At 73.0% G+C, this 21,058-nt stretch carries 17 protein-coding genes; 8 read left to right on the top strand and 9 right to left on the bottom strand.

Annotated features, from left to right (window positions below; all coding sequences use genetic code 11):
• Positions 1–12: 12 nt before the first annotated feature.
• Complete coding sequence (locus tag AAC944_RS16060; protein ID WP_030617226.1) at positions 13–531, bottom strand: M23 family metallopeptidase; 519 nt, start codon at positions 529–531, stop codon at positions 13–15.
• A 198-nt stretch (positions 532–729) separates the two neighbouring features.
• On the opposite strand from AAC944_RS16060, the gene AAC944_RS16055 reads away from it, so the two are divergent.
• Positions 730–3,867 (top strand): alpha-mannosidase, encoded by a 3,138-nt coding sequence (locus AAC944_RS16055; RefSeq protein ID WP_030617230.1) that lies wholly within the window; start codon positions 730–732, stop codon positions 3,865–3,867.
• On the opposite strand, the gene AAC944_RS16050 is transcribed toward AAC944_RS16055, so the two are convergent.
• Positions 3,864–4,343 (bottom strand): hypothetical protein, encoded by a 480-nt coding sequence (locus AAC944_RS16050; RefSeq protein WP_051871913.1) that lies wholly within the window; start codon positions 4,341–4,343, stop codon positions 3,864–3,866. The genes AAC944_RS16055 and AAC944_RS16050 overlap by 4 nt on opposite strands.
• 131 nt (positions 4,344–4,474) lie before the next feature.
• Here AAC944_RS16050 and AAC944_RS16045 point away from each other — a divergent pair, with 131 nt between their 5' ends.
• The gene (locus AAC944_RS16045; protein WP_063759975.1) at positions 4,475–5,353 is read left to right on the top strand and encodes a helix-turn-helix domain-containing protein; all 879 of its coding nucleotides are present in this window, start codon (positions 4,475–4,477) and stop codon (positions 5,351–5,353) included.
• A 107-nt stretch (positions 5,354–5,460) separates the two neighbouring features.
• Here AAC944_RS16045 and AAC944_RS16040 read toward each other — a convergent pair whose 3' ends face one another.
• The 4 genes from AAC944_RS16040 to AAC944_RS16025 all read right to left on the bottom strand — a co-directional run bounded on the left by AAC944_RS16040 (position 5,461) and on the right by AAC944_RS16025 (position 8,417).
• The gene (locus AAC944_RS16040; RefSeq protein ID WP_030617240.1) at positions 5,461–5,847 is read right to left on the bottom strand and encodes a GntR family transcriptional regulator; all 387 of its coding nucleotides are present in this window, start codon (positions 5,845–5,847) and stop codon (positions 5,461–5,463) included.
• 37 nt (positions 5,848–5,884) lie between these two features.
• A complete protein-coding gene (locus tag AAC944_RS16035; protein WP_030617243.1) occupies positions 5,885–6,865 on the bottom strand; it encodes an ABC-2 membrane transporter-related protein in 981 nt (326 codons plus the stop codon).
• On the bottom strand, positions 6,862–7,821 hold the full coding sequence (locus AAC944_RS16030) for an ABC transporter ATP-binding protein (RefSeq protein WP_030617246.1): 960 nt from the start codon (positions 7,819–7,821) through the stop codon (positions 6,862–6,864). The genes AAC944_RS16035 and AAC944_RS16030 overlap by 4 nt, the downstream gene beginning before the upstream one ends.
• Before the next feature lie 119 nt (positions 7,822–7,940).
• The gene (locus tag AAC944_RS16025; RefSeq protein WP_030617249.1) at positions 7,941–8,417 is read right to left on the bottom strand and encodes a GNAT family N-acetyltransferase; all 477 of its coding nucleotides are present in this window, start codon (positions 8,415–8,417) and stop codon (positions 7,941–7,943) included.
• Between the two features lie 68 nt (positions 8,418–8,485).
• Between AAC944_RS16025 and AAC944_RS16020 the strand changes: the two genes are divergently transcribed.
• Together AAC944_RS16020 and AAC944_RS16015 are read left to right on the top strand one after the other, a co-directional pair.
• Positions 8,486–9,283 (top strand): exodeoxyribonuclease III, encoded by a 798-nt coding sequence (locus AAC944_RS16020; RefSeq protein ID WP_030617252.1) that lies wholly within the window; start codon positions 8,486–8,488, stop codon positions 9,281–9,283.
• Positions 9,284–9,484: 201 nt separating this feature from the next.
• Positions 9,485–10,573 (top strand): hypothetical protein, encoded by a 1,089-nt coding sequence (locus tag AAC944_RS16015; RefSeq protein ID WP_030617255.1) that lies wholly within the window; start codon positions 9,485–9,487, stop codon positions 10,571–10,573.
• 55 nt (positions 10,574–10,628) lie between these two features.
• Here AAC944_RS16015 and AAC944_RS16010 read toward each other — a convergent pair whose 3' ends face one another.
• Positions 10,629–11,384, bottom strand: a complete 756-nt coding sequence (locus AAC944_RS16010) for a MerR family transcriptional regulator (RefSeq protein WP_051871940.1) — start codon at positions 11,382–11,384, stop codon at positions 10,629–10,631.
• A 219-nt stretch (positions 11,385–11,603) separates the two neighbouring features.
• Here AAC944_RS16010 and AAC944_RS16005 point away from each other — a divergent pair, with 219 nt between their 5' ends.
• The 4 genes from AAC944_RS16005 (at position 11,604) to AAC944_RS15990 (ending at position 15,257) form a co-directional block, all read left to right on the top strand.
• Positions 11,604–13,130, top strand: coding sequence for a flavin-containing monooxygenase (locus AAC944_RS16005; protein WP_030617262.1), 1,527 nt, complete (start codon positions 11,604–11,606; stop codon positions 13,128–13,130).
• Positions 13,127–14,119 carry an alpha/beta fold hydrolase gene (locus AAC944_RS16000; protein ID WP_030617264.1) on the top strand — a complete coding sequence of 331 codons (993 nt, stop codon included), beginning with the start codon at positions 13,127–13,129 and terminating at the stop codon, positions 14,117–14,119. The genes AAC944_RS16005 and AAC944_RS16000 overlap by 4 nt, the downstream gene beginning before the upstream one ends.
• Complete coding sequence (locus tag AAC944_RS15995) at positions 14,116–14,997, top strand: SDR family oxidoreductase (RefSeq protein WP_030617266.1); 882 nt, start codon at positions 14,116–14,118, stop codon at positions 14,995–14,997. The genes AAC944_RS16000 and AAC944_RS15995 overlap by 4 nt, the downstream gene beginning before the upstream one ends.
• A 74-nt stretch (positions 14,998–15,071) precedes the next feature.
• The gene (locus AAC944_RS15990; protein WP_030617268.1) at positions 15,072–15,257 is read left to right on the top strand and encodes a hypothetical protein; all 186 of its coding nucleotides are present in this window, start codon (positions 15,072–15,074) and stop codon (positions 15,255–15,257) included.
• 85 nt (positions 15,258–15,342) lie between these two features.
• Here the strand turns inward: AAC944_RS15990 and AAC944_RS15985 are convergent, their stop codons facing one another.
• Together AAC944_RS15985 and AAC944_RS15980 are read right to left on the bottom strand one after the other, a co-directional pair.
• Positions 15,343–18,657, bottom strand: coding sequence for a S41 family peptidase (locus AAC944_RS15985; RefSeq protein WP_030617270.1), 3,315 nt, complete (start codon positions 18,655–18,657; stop codon positions 15,343–15,345).
• Between the two features lie 187 nt (positions 18,658–18,844).
• Complete coding sequence (locus AAC944_RS15980) at positions 18,845–20,881, bottom strand: MDR family MFS transporter (protein WP_030617273.1); 2,037 nt, start codon at positions 20,879–20,881, stop codon at positions 18,845–18,847.
• Between the last annotated feature and the right edge of the window lie 177 nt (positions 20,882–21,058).

The raw sequence follows: 21,058 nt of genomic DNA, 5'->3' as shown, positions 1-21,058 counted from the left end.
GTCCTGGGCGCGTCACTTCATGTGCACGCCGTGCCGGGACAGGTACCTCAGCGGGTTGATGTCGTTGCCGTATCCACGTGCCTTGCGCACCTCGAAGTGCAGGTGCGGGCCGCTGGCCCGGCCGCTCGCGCCGCTGGAGCCCAGCCGGGTCCCGGCGCCCACCTTGCGGCCCGGCTTCACCGAGATCTTGGAGAGGTGGCCGTACACGATGTAGTGACCGTCGCGCATGCGAACGGTCACCGCCTTTCCGTAGGCTCCGGAGCGGCGCGCCAGCACCACCGTGCCGGAGCCCACCGAGCGCACCCGTGCGCCGGACGCCACGGCGAAGTCCACCCCCGTGTGGCGGCCCGCGGCCCAGTCCCCCTGCACGCCGTACGACGAGGAGATGTAGTACGGCGCGGTGAGGGGCCGGGTCCAGCCGCCGGCGGCTTCGGCGGCGGACGCCGTGCCTTGAGGGACCGTCAGCACCAGGGCAGAGGCGACGACGGTGGGGACCGTGCCGAGCAGGGTCAGTTCCTTGAGCGCTGTCATAGGGGCGACCCCACCGCGTCTGACGGTCCGTCGCAATGTGGAAACCCGCCGCACGGGTTAATGGCGTGGACCAAACGGTACGGCGGCCCGCCGCGGGTACGCCGGGCGTGCCGTGCATAACCGGGCTCGCCCGCCGGGCAGGGTGGAGGAAGGGCCGTACTCACCGGGTCTCCCCACGCCTCCCACCGGAGCCGCCGCATGCACGACGACCGCAGCATCGTGGAACACCGCCTCCGCCGCGTCCTGGACGAACGCGTCCGGCCCGCCCTCTACAGCGCGTCCGTGCCGCTGACCGTGGGCCGCTGGGACGCGCCGGGCGAGCCGGTGCCGGTCGCGGAGGGGTTGGCCGCCCCGTACGCGCCGGCCGCCGCCGGTGACGCCTGGGGGCCGGCCTGGGGCACCAGCTGGTTCCGGCTCACCGGGCGGGTGCCCGAGGAGTGGGCGGGCCGCACCGTGGAGGCGGTGCTGGACCTCGGCTTCGAGCGGAACATGCCCGGCTTCCAGAGCGAGGGGCTGGTGTACCGCGCGGACGGGGCGGCGGTGAAGGCGCTCAACCCGCGCAACGCCTGGGTGCGGATCGGCGACCGGGTGGCCGGCGGGGAGGAGGTCGTGCTGTACGTCGAGGCCGCCGCCAACCCGGTGCTCAACGTGCAGCGGCCCACCTACGAAGGCGACCGGCTCACCGCGAGCGACGCCCCGCTCTACCGCCTGCACCGCCTGGACCTTGCCGTCTTCGAGCCCGAGGTGGCAGAGCTGATCCAGGACCTGGAGGTGCTGGGCGGGCTGATGGAGGAGCTCCCGGAGGACGACGCGCGCCGGCACGGAATCCTGCGCGCCCTCGAACGTGCCCTGGACGCTCTCGACACCGACGACGTACCTGGCACGGCCGCGCGTGCCCGTGCCGAGCTGACCGCCGTGCTGGCCGCGCCGGCCCACGCCTCCGCGCACCGCCTCAGCGCCGTCGGCCACGCCCACATCGACTCCGCCTGGCTGTGGCCGCTGCGCGAGACCGTCCGCAAGGTCGCCCGTACCTGCGCCAACATGACGGCCCTCATGGACGACCACCCGGACTTCGTGTTCGCCATGTCCCAGGCCCAGCAGCTCGCCTGGATCAAGGAGCACCGGCCCGAGGTGTTCGCACGGGTCAAGGAGAAGGTCGCCGCCGGGCAGTTCGTGCCGGTCGGCGGGATGTGGGTGGAGTCGGACACCAACATGGTCGGCGGGGAGGCCATGGCCCGGCAGTTCCTGTACGGCAAGCGCTTCTTCCTGGAGGAGTTCGGGATCGAGACCGAAGAGGTCTGGCTACCGGACTCCTTCGGGTACACCGCGGCCATGCCCCAGCTGGTCAAGCTCGCCGGGGCGCGGTGGTTCCTCACCCAGAAGATCTCCTGGAGCCAGACCAACACCTTCCCGCACCACACCTTCTGGTGGGAGGGGATCGACGGCACCCGCGTCTTCACCCACTTCCCGCCCGTCGACACGTACAACTCCGAGCTGAGCGGCCGCGAGCTGGCGCACGCCGCGCGCAACTACCGCGAGAAGGGCCGCGGCACCCGTTCCCTCGTCCCCTTCGGGCACGGTGACGGCGGAGGCGGGGCGACGCGCGAGATGCTGGCGCGCGCCGAGCGGTGCCGCGACCTGGAGGGCTCGCCCCGCGTCACGATCGAGCGCCCCGCCGCGTTCTTCGAGAAGGCGCACGAGGAGTACGCGGACGCCGCGCCCGTATGGGTCGGTGAGCTGTACCTGGAGCTGCACCGCGGCACGTACACCTCGCAGGCGAAGACCAAGCAGGGCAACCGCTTCAGCGAGTCGCTGCTGCGCGAGGCGGAACTGTGGGCGGCGACCGCGGCCGTACGGGTACCGGGGTACGCCTATCCGTACGAAGAACTGGAACGGCTGTGGAAAACGGTCCTCCTCCACCAGTTCCACGACATCCTGCCCGGCTCGTCGATCGCGTGGGTGCACCGCGAGGCCCGGGAGACCTACGCACGGGTCCACGCCGAGCTGCGGGACATCGCCGACGGGGCGCGGCGGGTGCTCGCCGGGCCCGGCGACGAGGAGATCGTCTTCAACGCGGCGCCGCACGCCCGGCACGGCGTACCGGCCGGCGGCGCGGCTCGCGCGGCCATGGGGGCGGGCCCGGCCACCACCGGAGCGGGCCCGGCGGCCACCGGAGCGGACACGCAGCACACCGCCGCGGACCCGCAGGCCACCGGGGCGGACGCGCAGCCCACCGCCGCGGACCCGCAGGTCACCGTGGCCGAGCGGCCGGGCGGCGGCTGGACGCTCGTGAACGGCCTGCTGCGTGCCGAGATCGACGGCAACGGGCTGCTGGTCTCCGCGTACGACCTGCGGGCCCGCCGCGAGACCCTGGCGCCCGGCCGGCCCGGCAACCTCCTCCAGCTCCACCCCGACCTGCCCAACTTCTGGGACGCCTGGGACCTCGACGCCTTCTACCGGCACCGGGTGACGGACCTGACCGGCGCCGAGGAGCTGCGGCTGACCGCCGACGGGCCGGACGCGGCCACCGTCGAGGTGCGGCGCGCTTTCGGGCGCTCCACGGTCACCCAGACCCTCACCCTGCGCGCCGGTGCCGCCGTCCTGGACCTGACCGCCGACGTCGACTGGCACGAGCGGGAGAAGATCCTCAAGGCGGCGTTCCCGCTGGACGTGAAGGCCGACCGGTCCGCCGCCGAGACCCAGTTCGGCCACGTCCACCGGCCCACCCACACCAACACGTCCTGGGAGGCCGCCAAGTTCGAGATCTGCGCGCACCGCTGGCTCCAGGTCGAGGAGCCTGGCTGGGGCACCGCGCTGGTCAACGACTCCACGTACGGGCACGACGTCACCCGCGACATGCGCGCCGACGGCGGCCAGACCACCACCGTCCGGCTGTCCTTGCTGCGCGCGCCGCGCTACCCGGACCCGGAGACCGACCAGGGCCGGCACCGGCTGCGGTACGCGCTGGTCCCCGGCGCCGGGACGCTGGACGCGGTGCGCGAGGGGCACCGGATCAACCTGCCGGAGCGCACGGTGCGGGGCGGCCGGGACGTCGAGCCGCTGGTGCACGTCGACAACGACGCGGTGGTCGTGGAGGCCGTCAAGCTCGCCGAGGACCGCGGCGGCGACCTCGTCGTACGGCTCTACGAAGCGGCCGGCGGGCGGGCCGAGGCCACGCTCACGGCGGGCTTCCCGGTGACCGCCGCGTACGCCACCGACCTCCTGGAACGGCCGCTCGCCGACGCGCCCCCGTACACCGTGGCGGACGGCGGGCGGGTGGCCCTGGCCCTGTGGCCGTTCCAGATCCGCACGCTGCGGCTGTCCAGGGACGGCTAGCGGGTACCGGCCCCGGCCCCGGCCTGCGCCGCCCGGCGGATGCGGCGCAGGCCGACGTACTCCAGGTCGGCGAAGACCGCGACGATCACCGCGCCCGCGGCGAGGAACAGCCGCCCGAACCCGGTCAGCGGGACCAGGTCCGTGCAGGCCAGGACGGCGAACGCGGCGCCGCACACGGCGTTCAGCGCGATCGCCCCGGCCACCGGGCGGGGTGGCAGCACCGGCATCCGGGCGAGCAGCCGGAACGCCACGGCGCCGCAGATCATCCCGCACCCCGAGACCACCGCCAGGCCGCGCGGCAGCCCCAGCGGAGTGGCGGTCAGCGCGCTTTCCACCAGCATCAGCACCGCGAACGCGGCCGTGCTGAGGCTGTCGGTCCGCAGCACCGTCCGCAGCAGCCAGGAGGCGTCGCGCGCTGAGCGGTTCCCCGGTGTGCCCGGAACGGCGCGGGACGAGGGCGAGGTCGACGTGGTCATGCGGGCCTCCTTGGCCTACGGCGGTGCGTACGGGCGATCCGTACGTCCCGAACGGTGGCAAGGGGCGGGTGAGACGGGCAATGACCTCCGAGGTCATGGACGCCGCGACCGGCCCGGCTAGGCTCGGCCTCATGACCGCCCGACTCGCCGCTGCCGCACCGGTGTCCGACCGGTCAGCCGCCTCCGCCGCCTCCGGTGACCGGCCGCGGGTCGGCGCGCTGCTGCGCGACTGGCGGCGCCGCCGCCGGCTCAGCCAGCTCGAACTCGCCCTGCGCGCAGGGAGCTCGGCCCGCCATCTCTCCTGCGTGGAGACCGGCCGGGCCCGCCCCAGCCGCGCCATGGTGCTGCGGCTCGCCGACCACCTCGACGTGCCGCTGCGGGAACGCAACGGGCTGCTGCTCGCGGCCGGTTACGCGCCCGCGTACCGGGAGAGCGCCCTGGACGACGAGGTCCTGCGGTCCGTACGCGACGCCCTGGACATGATGCTGACCGCCCACCTGCCCTACCCGGCCGTGGTCGTCGACCGCGGCTGGAACGTCGTCGCCGGCAATCCCGCCATGGGTGTCCTCCTCGACGGCACACCCCCGGAACTGCTCGCACCCCCGGCCAACGTGGCCCGCCTCGCGCTGCACCCCGAAGGGCTCGCCGCCCGCTGCACCAACCTCCCCGAAGTGCGCGACCACTTCCTGGAGCGGCTGCAGCGCCAGGCCGAGGCCACCGGCGACCCGGAGCTGCGCGCGCTGCACGAGGAGGTGAGCGCCTACGCCCTCCCGGAAGCGGCGCCCGCGCCCGCCCACGGGGCCGCGGAACCGCGCCCCATGGAGGCCGTCGTCCCCCTCCGCTTCCGTAGCCCGCACGGCGAACTGGCCCTGTTCAGCACCATGGCCGTCATCGGCGCCCCCAACGACGTCACCCTCTCCGAACTGGCCATCGAACTCTTCTTCCCGCTCGACGACCACACGGCAGAGGTACTCCGCACCTTGGACGCCCCGGCCGCGGCTGCCACGTAGCAGCTACCGGCTCAGCCGAGCGCCGCGATGCGGGCGGGGCCGTCGGTGGCGATGCGTTCCACTGCTCGCAGGATGCGCCCGGCGCCGTCCCCACCGAGGCCGGGCTCTCAGGCCCTGGGGAAGCGCTTCTCCAGTACGGCGGCGAAGAGCGCCTCCACGTCCTCGCGGTCCAGGCCCTCCGTACGGGCCCGGTCCAGCCAGTCCGCCAGCTCGGCCCGGAGGACCGCGTCGCCCTCGGACTCCGGCCGGGCGAGCGTTCGGCTCACGAACGTGCCCAGTCCCGGGCGCGGCTCGACCAGGCCCTCGCGCTCCAGCTCCCGGTACGCCTTGAGCGTGGTGTTCGGATTGACCTTCGTGGCGGCGGCGACCTGCGCGGCGGTCGGCAGCCGGTCGCCCTCCACCAGCGTGCCCAGCCGCAGCGCCTGCCGGACCTGCTGGACGATCTGGAGGTACGTGGCGACCCCGCTGCGCCGGTCGATGCGGAATTCGACCATGGTCAGCGCCTTTCCGCTCGATGTGCGTGGTGGCTGTTCAGAGCGGCCGCCGCCGGGTCCACTGCACGATGAACGCCACGAACAGCACCGTGAGGACCAGCAGCAGACCGGCCCCTCGCCACTGCATGCCTGCCATCTGGTCGAGGCTGAAGTACTCGACGATCTTATGCACGATGCCGTGGTCGGCGTAGCACGCAGCCTCGTTCTTGGCGTCGACGCAGGTGCCGTAGCCCAGGAGGCGGCCGTCGGCGGTGCCCAGCCACTGGTCGAAGTTGATCGCGCCGTCCGGGATGTCCGGGTAGTCGCCGGAGGCGGGGCCGGTCAGCGAGTGCGGGGTGGCCAGGCGGGTCCGGAGGTAGGACCAGGCGATCGACGTGCCGAAGGCGGCGACGAGCGTGAGCAGCATGGCCGGGACCACGCGGCGGACGAGCAGGCCCAGGGCGATGCCGCAGCTGGTGAGGAACAGTGCCGTGGCGACCGGCACCGGGCCGGTGATGTCGAAGATGGTCCCGCCGAGCCAGTCGCCGTAGTTCACCAGCCGGCTCGCCGGCGACCACAGGGCGGTGAAGGCGAGGGAGACCAGGGTGGTGCAGACGAGGACGACCAGCATCGGCAGCGCCACGGTCACGGCGATCCAGCGGGTCCGTGTGACCGACTGCGTGGTGGCCAGCCGTACGGTGCCGTGCTCCTGCTCGCCCGAGATCAGCGGGGCGCCGAGGAAGACGGCGAGGAGCGCGGGCAGGCCGGACAGCGCGAAGAGGCGGTCGAACACCGGCTTGTACGCCTCGTCGAACTTCTCGGCGTAGCGCGCGTCGTTGCCGTACCGCGCGACGAAGTCCAGCACGCCGGCGCGGTGGTAGAGGCAGTAGGCGCACACCACCACGGTGACGGCGGCCAGCAGCAGGAACGCGGCGCGGTTGCGGCGCCAGACCAGCCAGGCCATGCCGCGCAGGGGCCCGCGGTCCCGTCCGGTGGTGGCGGCGTCCGCAGTCTTCTTCGTACCGGTCAGCGTGCTCATGCCGCCTCCAGGCGGGTCTCGGTGCGGGCGGCGGCGGTGATCAGGGGCGGCGCGTCGGCGGCGCGGAGGTAGCCGAGCAGGGTCTCCTCCATGCTGGGGAACGCGGTCTCCCACGGTCCGGCGGGCAGCTCGGCGCCCGGTACGTCGGTACGGACGAGGGCGGTGAACTGGCGTCCCGCGACGCGGTGCTCCACGACCGTGCAGCCCGCGGCCAGCTCCCGGGGCAGCGCGCCGTCCTCCGCGGCCCCTGTGATCACGGTGTGCGCGGGCAGCAGGGCGTCGGTGTCACCGGCCATCCGCAGCCGGCCGCCGGTCAGCACCAGCAGGAAGTCGCACATGTCCTCCAGCTCGGGGAGCACGTGGGAAGCCATGATCACGGTCGTGCCGTGCTCCGCGGCCTCGGCCATCAGCAGCCCGGAGAGCTCGTGCCGGGCCAGCGGATCCAGGTCGGCCATCGGCTCGTCGAGCAGCAGCAGCTGCGGTCGCTTGCCGAAGGCCAGCGCGAACGCGACCCGGGTGCGCTGGCCGCCGGACAAGGTCCCGATCCTGGCGGTCAGCGGGACGTCCCCGGACCGCACGATCCGCTCCGCCGCCGCCTGGTCCCAGTCCGGGTTCAGCTCGCGGCCCATGCGCAGCGTCTCGGCCACCGTGAACCGCTTGTACAGCGGCTTGTCCTGGGCCAGGAAGGCGAACCGGGGCAGTACGGCCGGGTCGGTGACCGGCACGCCGAACAGCTCCAGCGTCCCGGCGGACGGCCGCACCAGGCGGGTGGCCGTGCCGAGGAAGGTGCTCTTGCCCGCGCCGTTCGGTCCGACCAGCGCGCAGATCCGGCCGGCCGGGATTCGGAACGAGACGTCCCGCAGCGCCCATCCCCGCCGGTACTTCTTGCCCAGTCCGCGCGCCTCGACCGCCCAGCCGCCGGATCCGCCGCCGCCCTGCTCCGTCGGGTCGTTCATGCGCCGGCCCCCTTCCCTACTTCCACTAGTTCATTAGTGGAATGAGTATGGGAAGCGGCCCGGGCCGCTGTCAACAGAGATCGTGCAGGGCGGGCCCGCCGCGTCGGGCCCGCCGCACCTCAGGGGTGCAGGGGCTTCCCGAGGTGCCGGCTCTCCTCGTGGAACCGGTAGTGCCCGAACTTCGTCACCGGGAGGTAGCCGCTGGACGCGTACAGCGCCAGCGCCTCCGGCTGCTTGATGCCCGTCTCCAGCACCATGCGGGTGCGCCCCGCCGCCCGGGCGTCGTCCTCCAGTGCGCGCAGGATGCGCCGCGCCAGCCCGCGCCCGCGCGCCTCGGCCGTCACGAACATCCGCTTGATCTCGGCGTCGCCGTCCTCGTGCCCCTCGTCGTCGGCGTGCTGCGCGCGCCAGCCGCCGGTGGCCAGCGGCCGGCCGTCCTCGTACGCGAGCAGGTAGATGCCGTTCGGCGGTACGAACATCTCCGGGGCGAGCGGCGTCACGTCGGGGTCGCCGTAGCGCAGCACGTACTCCTGCTGCACGAGCTCGTCGAGCTTGACGGCGTCGGGATGGTCATAACGAACCGGACGAATCTCCATTCCCGGAATCGTACGTGCGTCCGATGGCGCGAGGCGAGAGTGTCTCCTGGGTCGGCTATCGTGCCCGGATGCTCACCGTGACCACAGCAAACGTCAACGGCCTGCGGGCCGCTTCGAAGAAGGGCTTCGTGCCGTGGCTGGCGGAGACCGCCGCCGACGTCATCTGCCTGCAGGAAGTGCGTGCCGAGCTCGACCAGCTCCCGGCGGGGGTGCGGGCGCCCGAGGGCTGGTTCGCCACGTACGCGCCGGCCGCGGCCAAGGGGCGGGCCGGCGTGGCGCTGCTCACCCGGCGGGAGCCGGACGAGGTGCGGGTGGGCTTCGGGTCGGCCGAGTTCGACACCAGCGGCCGCTACGTCGAGGCCGACCTCCCGGGCGTCACGGTAGCCAGCCTCTACCTCCCCTCGGGCGAGGTCGGCACGGACCGGCAGGACGAGAAGGAACGCTTCATGGCGGAGTTCCTGCCGTACCTGGTCGAGCTGAAGGGCAGGGCGGCGGCGGCCGGCCGCGAGGTCGTGGTCTGCGGTGACTGGAACATCGCCCACCAGGAGGCCGACCTGAAGAACTGGAAGGCCAACCAGAAGAAGGCCGGCTTCCTCCCCGAGGAGCGCGCCTGGCTGACCCGCGTCCTGGACGAGGCCGGCTACCGGGACGTCGTCCGTGCCCTCCATCCGGACGTCGCGGGCCCGTACTCCTGGTGGTCCTACCGCGGCAAGGCCTTCGACAACGACGCGGGCTGGCGCATCGACTACCAGATGGCCACCCCCGGCCTCGCGGACCGCGCCCTCAAGGCCTACGTCGAACGCGCCGCCGCCTACGACCAACGCTGGTCCGACCACGCCCCGGTCACGGCGGTCTACGACCTCTGATCCGACGGCGGGACCGCGCGGCACGCGCGGTCCCGCCGGCGTTCACTCGCGTGTCCGAGTCCGGCACTCCAGCGCGCCGTTTCTTTCACCCACTCATGCGTGTTAGTCGGCATATCTGCTGTTCTCATGATTTGTTGCGTTTTGTCGACATTGATGCCGTGCACCGGTTCCGGTCGCGGCAACTCAGGAGAGGAAACGCACATGCCCTACAGGATCAAGGCCGTATCCGGCGTGCTGGCCGGGGCGGCGCTGCTGCTGGCTCAGGCGGGAACCGCTTCGGGCGCCCCCGCCGAGCGGCCGGCGGCCCCGGCGAAGGGGGACTTCCGCATCGCCAGCGCCGCCGACGGCCGTTGCCTCGCTCCGCGCGCGGTCAAGGGCGTGCTCGACCTGTCGCTCATCACCTGCGGCAGCCAGGGCAAGACCGATGTGTTCGGCCTGAAGCCGCACGCCGACCGGTTCCAGCTGCGCAGTGAGGCGAAGAAGGGCTGCCTGGGCACCAGCCCGGCGCGCAAGCTGATGTTCCCGTCCTGCTCGGCGAAGCACATGACGGACTGGACGTTCACCCGGCACGGCGACGGCTACCAGATCCGCAGAACCGGCATGGACCCCAGTCGCAGCCAGTTGCGCGCGCCTGTCCGGCAGGACTGCCTCACCGAGGTCATCGACCGCATCAGGGGTGACCGCGTCGCCCTGAAGCCCTGCTCGGACCGGAGCGCGCGCCAGATCTGGAAGCTGAACCCGGTCCGGCAGGCGGTCTCCCCGAAGCCGGACCCGGTGCAGCAGCCGGCCGCCAAGCCGGAGCCCGGTAAGCCGGAGGCGGCGAAGCCGGAAGCCGGTAAGCCGGAGGCGGCGAAGCCGGAGCCCGCCAAGCCGGAGGCGGCGAAGCCGGAGGCCGGGAAGCCGGAGCCCGCCAAGCCCGAGGCGGCGAAGCCGGCGGCCGTGAAGCACGAGGCCGTGAAGCCGGAGCCCGGGAAGCCGGAGGCCGGTAAGCCCGAGCCCGGGAAGCCGGAGCCCGCCAAGCCCGAGCCCGCCAAGCCCGAGCCCGCCAAGCCCGAGCCCGCCAAGCCGGAGGCGGCGAAGCCGGAGGCCGGGAAGCCGGAGCCCGCCAAGCCGGAGGCCGGTGAGCCCGCGGCAGGAGAGCACCAGGCCGCCGAGCCGGAAGCGGTCAGGCCGCAGGCCGGGCACCACCAGGCCGGGCACCACCAGGCCACCGAGCCGGCGGCAGTCCAGCCGGGACACGGTCAGCACCAGGTCGCGAAGCCCGCGGTGGGCCGGCCGGCGGGTGCGTAGCCGACCGCACTGAGGTGAGGTGAGCCCGTTTCCGGCGCAGGCGCCGGAGGCGGGCTCAGTCGCTGTCCGGCGGGCCCTCGGGGGGCGGCGTCGGACCGCCCGCCCAGGAGGCCAGTTCGGCGCCGATGGCGCGGTCCATGGCCATGGAGAGCTCGGCGTCGACGATGCTCTTGGACAGCGGGCGGAGCGTGTCGATGGTCTGCGCGAGCCGGGCCAGCTCGTCCGGGCCGAGGCCGGCGCCGGACTCCACGCGGGCCAGCAGGTCCTGCAGGACGTGGGTGCGGATGACCCTGATGAACAGCTCGGCGAGCGCGTCGGCGTGCGCGCGCACCTGGCGCCCGGCGTCCAGGACGGCGGCGAGCGGTACGCCCTCGGCGACCAGGTCCGTGGAGGCGTCCAGCAGCCGGCGGCTGATGTGCACGAACTCGTCGCCGTCGACGGCGAGGTAGCCGATGTCCAGGGACTTGGCGAGGTTGTCGACCGTCACGTGGTCCTTGAAGTGGTCGGCCAGCTCCTCGGGGGTGAGGCGGACCGGGGTCTCCTCGGAGAAGGGCGCCACCAGGGAGCTGCTGTCCAGCCCGAGCAGTTCGCGGACGTCGCGGCCGCTCTCGAAGGCGGTGAGCAGCTGGGCGATGCCGCCGAGGTTGTGGCCGCGCTCCAGCAGGGCCGCGATCGTCCGCAACCGGGCCAGGTGGTGTTCGTTGTACCAGGCGATGCGGCCCTCGCGGCGGGGCGGCGGGATGAGCTTGCGCTCGCGGTAGAAGCGCAGCGTGCGGACCGTGATGCCGGCTTCCTTGGCCAGCTCGGACATGCGGAACTCGCGTTCCTTCGGGCCGTCCTCCGTGCCTGTGTTCGCTTCCACGGCTTCACCCTATGCCGGGCGCCCGGCCGCTCCGGGAGGTGCAACCGCCGGTAACTTCCTCGCGCTCACCCCCTACCGCTCAGTACGGACCTGCCCTACTCTCCGACTGTGCCAGTGATTACTGGCGCGGTTCGGAGCGGTCGACGGTACGGACACAGGAGGCGCGGCATGGCCGAGCGCGAGCACGAGCACGTACGGGTGGCGGTGATCGGATCGGGGTTCGGCGGCCTGGGGGCCGCCGTCCGGCTGCGCCGCCAGGGAATCACCGACTTCGTCGTCCTGGAGCGCGCCGGCTCGGTGGGCGGCACGTGGCGGGACAACAGCTATCCGGGCTGCGCCTGCGACGTGCCCTCGCATCTGTACTCGTTCTCCTTCGCGCCCAACCCCGAGTGGCCGCGGAACTTCTCCGGACAGCCGCACATCCGCGCGTACCTGGAGCGGGTCACCGACATCTTCGGACTGCGGCCGCACCTCCGGTTCAACGCCGAGGTGAAGAGCGCGCGGTGGAACACCGAGGAGCTGTACTGGGAGATCGAGACGGCGCAGGGCGCGCTCACCGCCGACATGGTGGTCTCGGCGACCGGGCCGCTCTCCGACCCGCAGATCCCCGACGTCCCCGGGCTCGACGGCTTCCAGGGCAAGGTCTTCCACTCGGCGCGCTGGGACCACGACTACGACCTGCGCGGCAAGCGGGTCGCGATGATCGGTACGGGCGCCTCGGCGATCCAGATCGTGCCGGCGATCCAGCCCACCGTGGACAGGCTCACCGTCTTCCAGCGGACGCCCCCGTGGGTCATGCCGCGCGCGGACCGGAAGATCACCCGGGCCGAGCACTGGCTGCACACCAAGGTGCCCGCCACCCGGGCGCTCCGCCGCCAGCTGCTGTGGGGCATCCGCGAGCTGCAGGTCTCCGCGTTCACCAAGCGGCCGAAGGAGCTGGGCCTGGTCCAGGCGCTGGCCAAGGCGCACATGCACCGGGCGGTCAAGGACCCCGTGCTGCGCGCGAAGCTCACCCCCGACTACACCATCGGCTGCAAGCGCATCCTGCTGTCCAACAGCTACTACCCGGCGCTCGCCAAGCCCAATGTGGACGTCGTCGCCTCCGGCCTGAAGGAGGTGCGCGGCAACACTCTGGTCGCCACCGACGGCACCGAGACCGAGGTCGACGCGATCATCTTCGGCACCGGCTTCCACGTCACCGACATGCCCATCGCCCAGCGGGTGACCGGCGCCCACGGCACGACGCTGGCCGAGGAGTGGAAGGACGGGATGGAGGCGCTGCGCGGCAGCAGCGCGGCCGGCTTCCCCAACTTCCTCACCATCATCGGGCCCAACACCGGCCTGGGGAACAGCTCGATGATCCTCATGATCGAGTCCCAGCTGAACTACATGGTCGACTACCTGCGCCAGCTCGACCTGCTCGGCGACCGGATCGCCCTGGACGCCCGCCCCTCCGCGGTGCACGCCTGGTCCGCCGCCATCCAGAAGCGCATGGAGCGCACCGTGTGGAGCACCGGCGGCTGCGACAGCTGGTACCTGGACGCCAACGGCCGCAATACCACGGTCTGGCCCGGCACCACCGCCGAATTCCGCAAGGTGACCCGCCAGGTGGACCTGGCCGAGTACGAAGTGCTGCGTGCCCCCGCGCGCAAGGAGCCCCAGGACGCCGGGAAGACCGTGGAGGCCGCCGCATGAGCCACCCGCCGTACGTCACCACCGGGCGCTACGCCCCGCCCGCGGCCCGCCGCGAGCTGACCGTCACCTCCGCCGACGGCTCCCGGCTGCACGCCGAGATCCACGGGCCCGAGGACGCGCCCGCCGTCGTCCTCGCCCACGGCTGGACCTGCTCCACCGCCTTCTGGGCCCCGGTCGTCCGCGAACTGGCCGCCGAGCACAAGGTCGTCGTCTACGACCAGCGCGGCCACGGCCGCAGCCCGGCGGCGGGCCCCGGCGGCTACAGCACCGACGCGCTCGCCGACGACCTCGAAGCCGTGCTGGCCGCCACGCTGGAGCCGGGTGAGAGAGCCGTACTGGCCGGGCATTCCATGGGCGGCATGACCGCGATGGCCGCGGCCCGCCGCCCGGGCCTGCGCGAGCGCGCCGCCGCGATCCTGCTGTGCAGCACCGGCGCCTCCGAACTCGCCGCGGAGGCCATGGTCATCCCGCTGCGCTCGCCCGGCGCGCGCCGCTTCGCCCACCGTGCGGTCCTCGGCTCGCGCGCCCCGCTGGGCCCCGTCACGCCGCCCGGCAAGCGCGTCCTGAAGTACGCCACGATGGGCCCGGCCGCCACCCCCGAGCAGATCGAGGCGTGCGCCCGCATCGTGCACGCCTGCCCGACCGGGGTGCGCGCCCAGTGGGGCAAGGTGCTCGCGGGCCTGGAGCTGACCGGCGAGGTGGCCCGGCTGGAGATACCCACCGCGATCGTGGCGGGCACCGCCGACCGGCTCACCCCGATCGTCCTCGCCCGCCGGCTGGCCTCCGTCCTGCCGCAGTGCCTGGGCCTGACCGAGCTGCCGGGCCTGGGCCACATGACACCGATCGAGGCACCGGACGTGGTCGCGGACCGCATCCGCGAGCTCGTGCGGGACCACCTGACCGCGGCCGTGCCGGAGCCGGCCGCGCTCGCCCCGAAGACGAAGACGAAGGCGCGGCGCGCCCGGGAAGTGAAGGAGAAGTCGGCATGAGCGGACGCAGGACCCTGGAGGGGCAGGTCGTCGTCGTCACCGGCGCGGCGCGCGGCGTCGGCGAGCTGCTGGCCCGCAAGCTGTCGGCGCGCGGCGCCAAGCTCGCGCTGGTCGGCCTGGAGCCGGACGAGCTGAAGAAGGTCGCCGCCTCCCTGCACGGCGAGGCGGCCCACTGGTACGCCGACGTCACCGACCACGAGGCGCTCGCGCAGGTCGCGCAGGAGGTGAAGGCCCGCTTCGGCAAGGTGGACGTGGTGGTGGCCAACGCGGGCGTCGCCACCGGCGGCCCGTTCGTCGACTCCGACCCGGTCGCCTGGCGCCGCGTCATCGAGGTCAACCTCATCGGCGGCGCGGTCACCGGACGCGCCTTCCTGCCCGTCCTGATGGAGTCCCGCGGCTACTTCCTGCAGATCGCCTCGCTCGCCGCGATCACCCCGGCGCCGATGATGACCGCGTACTGCGCGTCCAAGTCGGGTGTCGAGGCGTTCGCGCACAGCCTGCGCGCCGAGGTCGGGTACAAGGGCGTGAAGGTCGGCGTCGGCTACCTGAGCTGGACCGACACCGACATGGTGCGCGGCGCCGACCAGGACGACGTGATGCGCGAGCTGCGCCAGCGGCTGCCCTGGCCGTCGAACAAGACGTACCCGCTCGGCCCGGCCGTCGACCGGATCGTGGCGGGCATCGAGCGCCGCTCCGCGCACGTCTACGGCCAGTGGTGGCTGCGCGGCATGCAGTCGATACGCGGTTATCTGCCCGGAATCATCGGGTCGGTCGGGCAGCGCGAGATCAAGCGCTTCGGCGACCGGCTGGAGGGCATGAAGATCGGGCTGGTGGGCGCCGGCGGCGCGGCGGACGAGAGCGCGCGGGCGCATCGGTAGTGTCCGATATGCACTTTTGGTCTATATGTGCGACGCTGGTGGGCATTCCGACCTCACCCCATTGGAGTGTGCACATGGGCCTCATAGACCAGTTCCACGCCAAGCAGCGGGAGCTCGACGAGCGCGCACGCAGGGCGCTCGCCGACCAGGGCGCGCAGCGGACCGACCGGGCGGTCGGCCAGGTGAAGAGCATGGACCGCGTCGGCGGGGAGTCCCGCGCGGCGGCGAAGGACACCCTGGGGGACGCCCGCAAGGCATGAGGCCCCGGCACCTGACGTGAACGGAAGGGGCGCGCCCGCACCGGGTGCGCCCCTTCCGCGCGTCGCGGTACGGCCGCATCGGCGGTCAGCTCCGCGGCGGCAGGACCGGCCGCCGGTTGTCGGGCACGTCGGCCAGCCCCGGCGGGTCCGTCGCCGGATGCCGCTCCAGCAGCTCCAGTGCCGTACGGACGGCCACGCCCAGCTGCGGATTGCGGCCCTCGGCCCACTGGAGCGGCGAGCGCAGCGCCTGGATGTCGGCCTCCACGCCGTGGTTCTCCACGTCCCAGCCGTACGCGTCGAACCACGCGGCGTTCATCGGGACGGTGATGGACGTGCCGTCGCCGAGGCGGTGCCGGCCGGTCATCCCGACCACGCCGCCCCAGGTGCGCAGGCCCACCACGGGGCCGATCCCCTGGAGCTTGAAGGCCGCGATGATCATGTCGCCGTCGGAGGAGGTCATCTCGTCCGCGACCGCCACGACCGGACCGCGCGGCGCGTTCGACACGTACGTCACCGGCTGCGCGTCCCGCGTCAGGTCCCAGCCCACGATCGTGCGGGTCAGCTTCTCGATGACCAGCTCGGAGATGTTGCCGCCCGCGTTGCCCCGCACGTCCACGATCAGCGCGGGCCGGGAGACCTCCATCCGCAGGTCGCGGTTGAACTGCGCCCAGCCGGAGCCGCCCATGTCGGGGATGTGCAGATAGCCGCACTTGCCGCCGCTCAGCTCGCGGACCACCTCACGGCGCTTGGCCACCCAGTCCTGGTACCGCAGCGGCCGCTCGTCGATCAGCGGCACGATGGCCACGCGGCGGGGCCGCCCGTCCCCGTCGTCCAAGGGGTCCGAAGGGCCTTCCCCTGAAGGGTGGTGGGCGACGGGTTGGGAGAACGTCAGCTCGACCGTCGTGCCGCCGGCCGCGGCCAGCAGCGGGAACGGCCCCGTCACCGGGTCGACCGGGCGGCCGTCCACGTGGGTGAGCGCCGCGCCCTCGCGGATGCCCGTACCGGCCAGCGGCGAGCGGGCCTTGGAGTCGGAGGAGTCGCCGGGCAGGATGCGCTGGAGGATCCAGCGGTCGTCCCGGCACACGAAGTTGGCGCCCAGCAGGCCGATCGCGCGCTGGTAGTGCGGCGGGCCTTCGTTGCGGCGCGCGCCGGTGACGTACGCGTGGGAGGTGCCCAGCTCGCCCAGCACCTCGCGGAGCAGGTCGGCGAACTCGTCGGGCGAGGCGACCCGTTCGACCAGCGGGCGGTACTGGTCCAGCACACCGCCCCAGTCGATGCCGCACATGCCCGGCTCCCAGAAGTAGGCGCGGACGATCCGGCCCGCCTCGTCGAACGCCTGCCGCCACTCCGCCGCCGGGTCCACGTCGTGCAGGATGCGCCGCAGGTCCAGGAAGACGGTCGAGTCGGCGTCCGGCGTCTCGATCGCGGGCACCGACCGCAGATCGCCCTCGTCGTTGATCACCAGACGGGTGCCGTCACCGCTGAGCGCGTACGAGTCCAGCGAGCTGGTCAGCTCCGTGCGCTTGGCCTTGACCAGGTCGAAATGCTCCAGCGTCGGCTGGCCCGAGGTGTTGTCCGGGTTGGCGAAGGTCTCGCCCAGCGCCCCGGAGATCGGCCAGCGCAGCCAGACCAGCCCGCCGCCGGCCACCGGCGAGAGCGCGGAGTACTTCGAGGCCGCGACCGGGAACGGCGTCACCCGGCTGGCCAGCCCCTCCACCTCCACCAGCACCATGCCCTCGGCCGCGGTGTCCACCGGGTCCAGGCCGCCCGCCGCCGGCCGGCCCTCCGGGGAGAGCGCGAAGGGCGAGGGGGTGGCCGAGGACAGCGGGACCAGATACGGGCGGCAGCCCAGCGGGAAGGAGAGATCGCCGGTGTGCACGTCGTAGACCGGGTCGAAGCCGCGCCAGGAGAGGAAGGCCAGGTACCGGCCGTCGCGGGTGAAGACCGGCTGCTCGTCCTCGAAGCGCCCGTTGGTGACGTCCACGACGAGCCCGTCGCTCAGCTTGGCGATCTTGATCTGCCGCAGCGATCTGCCGATGCCCGGATGCGACCAGGTCAGCCATGCGGAGTCCGGCGCGAACGCCAGGTCGCGCACCGGGCCGTTGACCGAGCGCACCAGCTCGGTGACCTCGCCGTCGCCCTCCTCGGAGGCGTCCACCAGGAGCAGCCGCCCGTCGTTGGCGGCCACCGCCAGCCGCTCGCCGTCCGGGGACGACACCAGCTCGTGCACCCGGCCCAGCTGCCCGGCCGCGAGCCGGCGCGGCTCGCCGGGCCCGGACGCCTTGGGCAGGTCCGCGATCTCGATGGCGTCCTCGCCCACCACGTCCGTGACGTACGCGATGCGGCCGGTGTCCCCCAGCATCTCCGGCAGCCGGACCCGCACGCCCGGGGTGTCGTGGATGGTGCGCGCCGGGCCGTCGCGGTGCGTGAGCCAGTACAGGCTGCCGCGCACCCCGACCGCGCTGGCCCGGCCGGTGGTGTCCACCGCGAGGGAGGTGACGTTGGCGGCTGCGGGGACCTGGTGCGTGCGGCGGCCCGTGCGCGGCCCGCCGAGCCGGACCGGCAGCTTGCGCGGCTTCCCGTCCGGGCTCAGGTCGTCCACCAGCCACAGTTCGCCCGCGCACTGGTAGACGATCCGCTCGCCGTCGCTGGCGGCGTGCCGGGCGTAGAAGTCCGCGTGATCGGTGTGGCGGCGCAGGTCCGAGCCGTCGGGGAGGCAGGAGTAGACATTGCCGACGCCCTCGTGGTCGGAGAGGAAGGCGATCCGGCCGCCGACGAACATCGGCGTGTCCAGATGGCCGTTGATCTCCGGCACCAGCTGCGTGCCGTGCAGCCACAGTCGCCCCGTCGCGCCGCCTCTGTACCGCTTCCACGACGCCGGCTCGTGCGGCGGGGTGCCGCTGAGCAGCAGTGTCTTGTGCTCGCCCCCGATGTCGGCGACCGCGATGTTCGACACCGGGCCCCACGGCAGCCGCCCGCCGGGGCTCCCGTCCGTCGGCAGCTTGTACGCCCAGGAGTAGTACGAGAACGGCTGGCCGTGCGAGGACACCGCGAGGATGTCGCCGTCCGGGGTCCAGCCGCACACCCGGGCGTCCACGCTGCCCCAGTACGTCAGCCGGCGGGCCGGTCCGCCCTCGGCCGGGACCAGGTACACCTCGGGGTCCAGGCTGCGCCACGTCGTGAACGCGATCTCGCTGCCGTCGGGGGAGAAGCGCGGGTGGCTCACGCGGGTGCGGTCGACGGTCAGCCGCCAGGCGCGGGGCGGCTCGGCGTCCTCGGGGACCACCGGGGCCACCCACAGGTCGTCCTCGGCCGCGAAGCACACCGTGTCCCCGTGGATATGGGGGAAGCGGAGGTAGGACCCGCCGGTGGAACCTCCGTCCGGCTTCGCCGGCCGCAGGCGGCCGCGGGCTCTGGCGGGGGCGGACTGCGTCTCCGAGGGCGGCTCGACGGCCTCCTGTGCGTCGCTCACCCGTCCATCGTTTCGGCCCGGGCAGGCCGCGGCAACTCGACTTGCATAACTCACCCCAAGGGGTGACTGCGCGTAGAGCTGTGCCCCACGCTTCATTCCGGACGCACGCCGGCGTTCAGACGGCCGTACGCTCCTGCGCACCCTCACCCTCCTCCAGAAGCCGCGCCGCCATGGTGTCCAGCGCCCGGTCCAGGCTGGCCCGGTCCTCGGGGTCGGTGATGTCCCAGTCCTCCAGATGGGCGTCGAGCCACCGCCGCCAGGCCGCACCCAGCCGGTCGATCTCCGTCCGCCCCGCCGGGGTGAGCGCCAGCGCGTCGCCGTCCCGGGTGAGGAACCCGGCCGCCACCGTGTGGTCGAACACCGGGTCCAGTACGTCCGGCGGCATCCGGTGCGCCACCGCCACCGAGTCCAGCGAGGCACCGCCCCGCAGCTTGGCCCGCCAGTGCACCTGGCCCAGCGCCCACGCCTGCGCCGGGCTCAGCGTGCTCCCGGAGTCGGCGAGCAGCTGCCGGCTGACCGGCCGCCCCTTCGCCGTCCGCATGACCGCCGCCACCGCCCGCTCCAGCTGCCGGTCCCGGTCCGCGGTGTCCGGCGCGCCGAAGCCGTCGCCCATGTCGCCCGCCGCGGCCCGCGCGCTGTCCCGCAGCGGCACCTCCTTGAGGAACCACGCCACCAGGAAGCCGAGCAGCGCGACCGGCACCACCCACTGGAAGACGTGGTCGACGGTCTCGGCGTACGCGTCGATCACCGGCCGGGCCTGCGCGGCGGGCAGCGCGTGCAGGCCCTGCGGACTCTGCGCGGCCTCGGGCGGCACGCCGGGCACCTTCGCCAGCGCCTCCTTCAGGTTCGGCTCCAGCTGCCCGCTGTAGAGGGTGCCGAAGATCGCGGTACCGAAGGAGGAGCCGAGCGTACGGAAGAAGGTCACGCCCGAGGTCGCCGAGCCCAGCTCGTGGTACGAGACGGTGTTCTGCACCGCGATGGTCAGCACCTGCATCGCCAGCCCGATCCCCAGGCCGAGCACGAACATGTACAGCGACTCCAGCCAGACGCCGGTGTCCCTGCCCATCGTCGACATCAGGTACAGCCCGAGCGCCATCACGCCGGTGCCCGCGATCGGGAAGAGCCGGTACCGCCCGGTCCGGCTGACGACGACGCCGGACAGCATCGAGGTGGCCAGCAGGCCGATCACCATCGGCAGCGTCCGCACGCCCGACATGGTCGCCGAGACCCCGTCCACGTACTGGAGGTACGTCGGCAGGTACGTCATCGCGCCGAGCATCGCGAAACCGACGATGAAGGAGAGCACCGAGCAGACCGTGAAGACCGGATTGCGGAAGAGGTGCATCGGGAGCATCGGCTCCTTGGCCCGCAGCTCCACGAAGACGAACGCGGCCAGCAGCGCCGCCGAGCCCGCGAACAGCCCGATGATCACGCCCGAGCTCCAGGCGTACTCGTTGCCGCCCCACTCCAGCCCCAGCACCAGCCCGGCGGAGCCCAGCGCCACCAGCACGATGCCGGCGTAGTCGATCATCGGCCGGACCGCGGACCGTACGACGGGAACGGTCCGGGCGGCCATCACCACCATCACGACCGCGATCGGGACGTTGACGTAGAAGCACCAGCGCCACGACGCGTGGTCGGTGAAGAGCCCGCCCAGCGTCGGCCCGACCACCGTCGTCACGCCGAAGACCGCGCCCAGCGCGCCCTGGTACTTGCCGCGCTCGCGCAGCGGGATGACGTCCGCGATCAGGGCCATGGCCGTGACCATGAGCCCGCCGCCGCCCACGCCCTGGACCGCGCGGGCCGCCACCAGCATCCCCATGCTGCCCGCGAGCCCGGCGAACACCGACCCGGCGACGAAGACCACCGCGCTCAGCTGAAAGACGATCTTCCGCCCGAAGAGGTCACCGAACTTGCCGACCAGGACCGTCGAGACCGTCTCCGCCAGCAGATAGGCGGTCACCACCCACGCCATGTGCCCGCCGCCGCCCAGGTCGGCGACGATCGTCGGCAGCGCGGTGGAGACGATCGTCTGGTCCAGTGCCGCGAGCAGCATGCCGAGCACGATCGTGACGAAGACGAGGTTCGTACGGCGGCGGCTGAGCGCGGGCGGCGCGGACGGAGCCTCCGCGGCGGTGGTGGCCGATGTCATGCGGCAGACCTCCGGACGTGCGACTGCGAAGGCGCGGGTTCCCCTCAGCTTCACCGGTAACCACAGGCTTGCCATCTTTCGCACGCGCGCCCGGGGAGTGGCGGACGGGCGGCCGCGTGCGCCCCCGTCTCGCGTCCTGGGCGCTCTTGCACATGATTTGCAGTACGACCACCATGG

It is taken from the genome of Streptomyces sclerotialus, assembly GCF_040907265.1.
GTDB lineage: Bacteria > Actinomycetota > Actinomycetes > Streptomycetales > Streptomycetaceae > Streptomyces > Streptomyces sclerotialus.
Note: the sequence above shows the minus strand (reverse complement) of the source record. Positions and strands in the feature narration are given on the sequence as shown.

What these genes read in the sequence shown, in the direction of transcription:
- AAC944_RS16060 (WP_030617226.1), bottom strand. Translation starts at nt 531, where the DNA reads ATGACAGCGCTCAAGGAACTGACCCTGCTCGGCACGGTCCCCACCGTC.
- AAC944_RS16055 (WP_030617230.1), top strand. Translation starts at nt 730, where the DNA reads ATGCACGACGACCGCAGCATCGTGGAACACCGCCTCCGCCGCGTCCTG.
- AAC944_RS16050 (WP_051871913.1), bottom strand. Translation starts at nt 4,343, where the DNA reads ATGACCACGTCGACCTCGCCCTCGTCCCGCGCCGTTCCGGGCACACCG.
- AAC944_RS16045 (WP_063759975.1), top strand. Translation starts at nt 4,475, where the DNA reads ATGACCGCCCGACTCGCCGCTGCCGCACCGGTGTCCGACCGGTCAGCC.
- AAC944_RS16040 (WP_030617240.1), bottom strand. Translation starts at nt 5,847, where the DNA reads ATGGTCGAATTCCGCATCGACCGGCGCAGCGGGGTCGCCACGTACCTC.
- AAC944_RS16035 (WP_030617243.1), bottom strand. Translation starts at nt 6,865, where the DNA reads ATGAGCACGCTGACCGGTACGAAGAAGACTGCGGACGCCGCCACCACC.
- AAC944_RS16030 (WP_030617246.1), bottom strand. Translation starts at nt 7,821, where the DNA reads ATGAACGACCCGACGGAGCAGGGCGGCGGCGGATCCGGCGGCTGGGCG.
- AAC944_RS16025 (WP_030617249.1), bottom strand. Translation starts at nt 8,417, where the DNA reads ATGGAGATTCGTCCGGTTCGTTATGACCATCCCGACGCCGTCAAGCTC.
- AAC944_RS16020 (WP_030617252.1), top strand. Translation starts at nt 8,486, where the DNA reads ATGCTCACCGTGACCACAGCAAACGTCAACGGCCTGCGGGCCGCTTCG.
- AAC944_RS16015 (WP_030617255.1), top strand. Translation starts at nt 9,485, where the DNA reads ATGCCCTACAGGATCAAGGCCGTATCCGGCGTGCTGGCCGGGGCGGCG.
- AAC944_RS16010 (WP_051871940.1), bottom strand. Translation starts at nt 11,384, where the DNA reads ATGTCCGAGCTGGCCAAGGAAGCCGGCATCACGGTCCGCACGCTGCGC.
- AAC944_RS16005 (WP_030617262.1), top strand. Translation starts at nt 11,604, where the DNA reads ATGGCCGAGCGCGAGCACGAGCACGTACGGGTGGCGGTGATCGGATCG.
- AAC944_RS16000 (WP_030617264.1), top strand. Translation starts at nt 13,127, where the DNA reads ATGAGCCACCCGCCGTACGTCACCACCGGGCGCTACGCCCCGCCCGCG.
- AAC944_RS15995 (WP_030617266.1), top strand. Translation starts at nt 14,116, where the DNA reads ATGAGCGGACGCAGGACCCTGGAGGGGCAGGTCGTCGTCGTCACCGGC.
- AAC944_RS15990 (WP_030617268.1), top strand. Translation starts at nt 15,072, where the DNA reads ATGGGCCTCATAGACCAGTTCCACGCCAAGCAGCGGGAGCTCGACGAG.
- AAC944_RS15980 (WP_030617273.1), bottom strand. Translation starts at nt 20,881, where the DNA reads ATGACATCGGCCACCACCGCCGCGGAGGCTCCGTCCGCGCCGCCCGCG.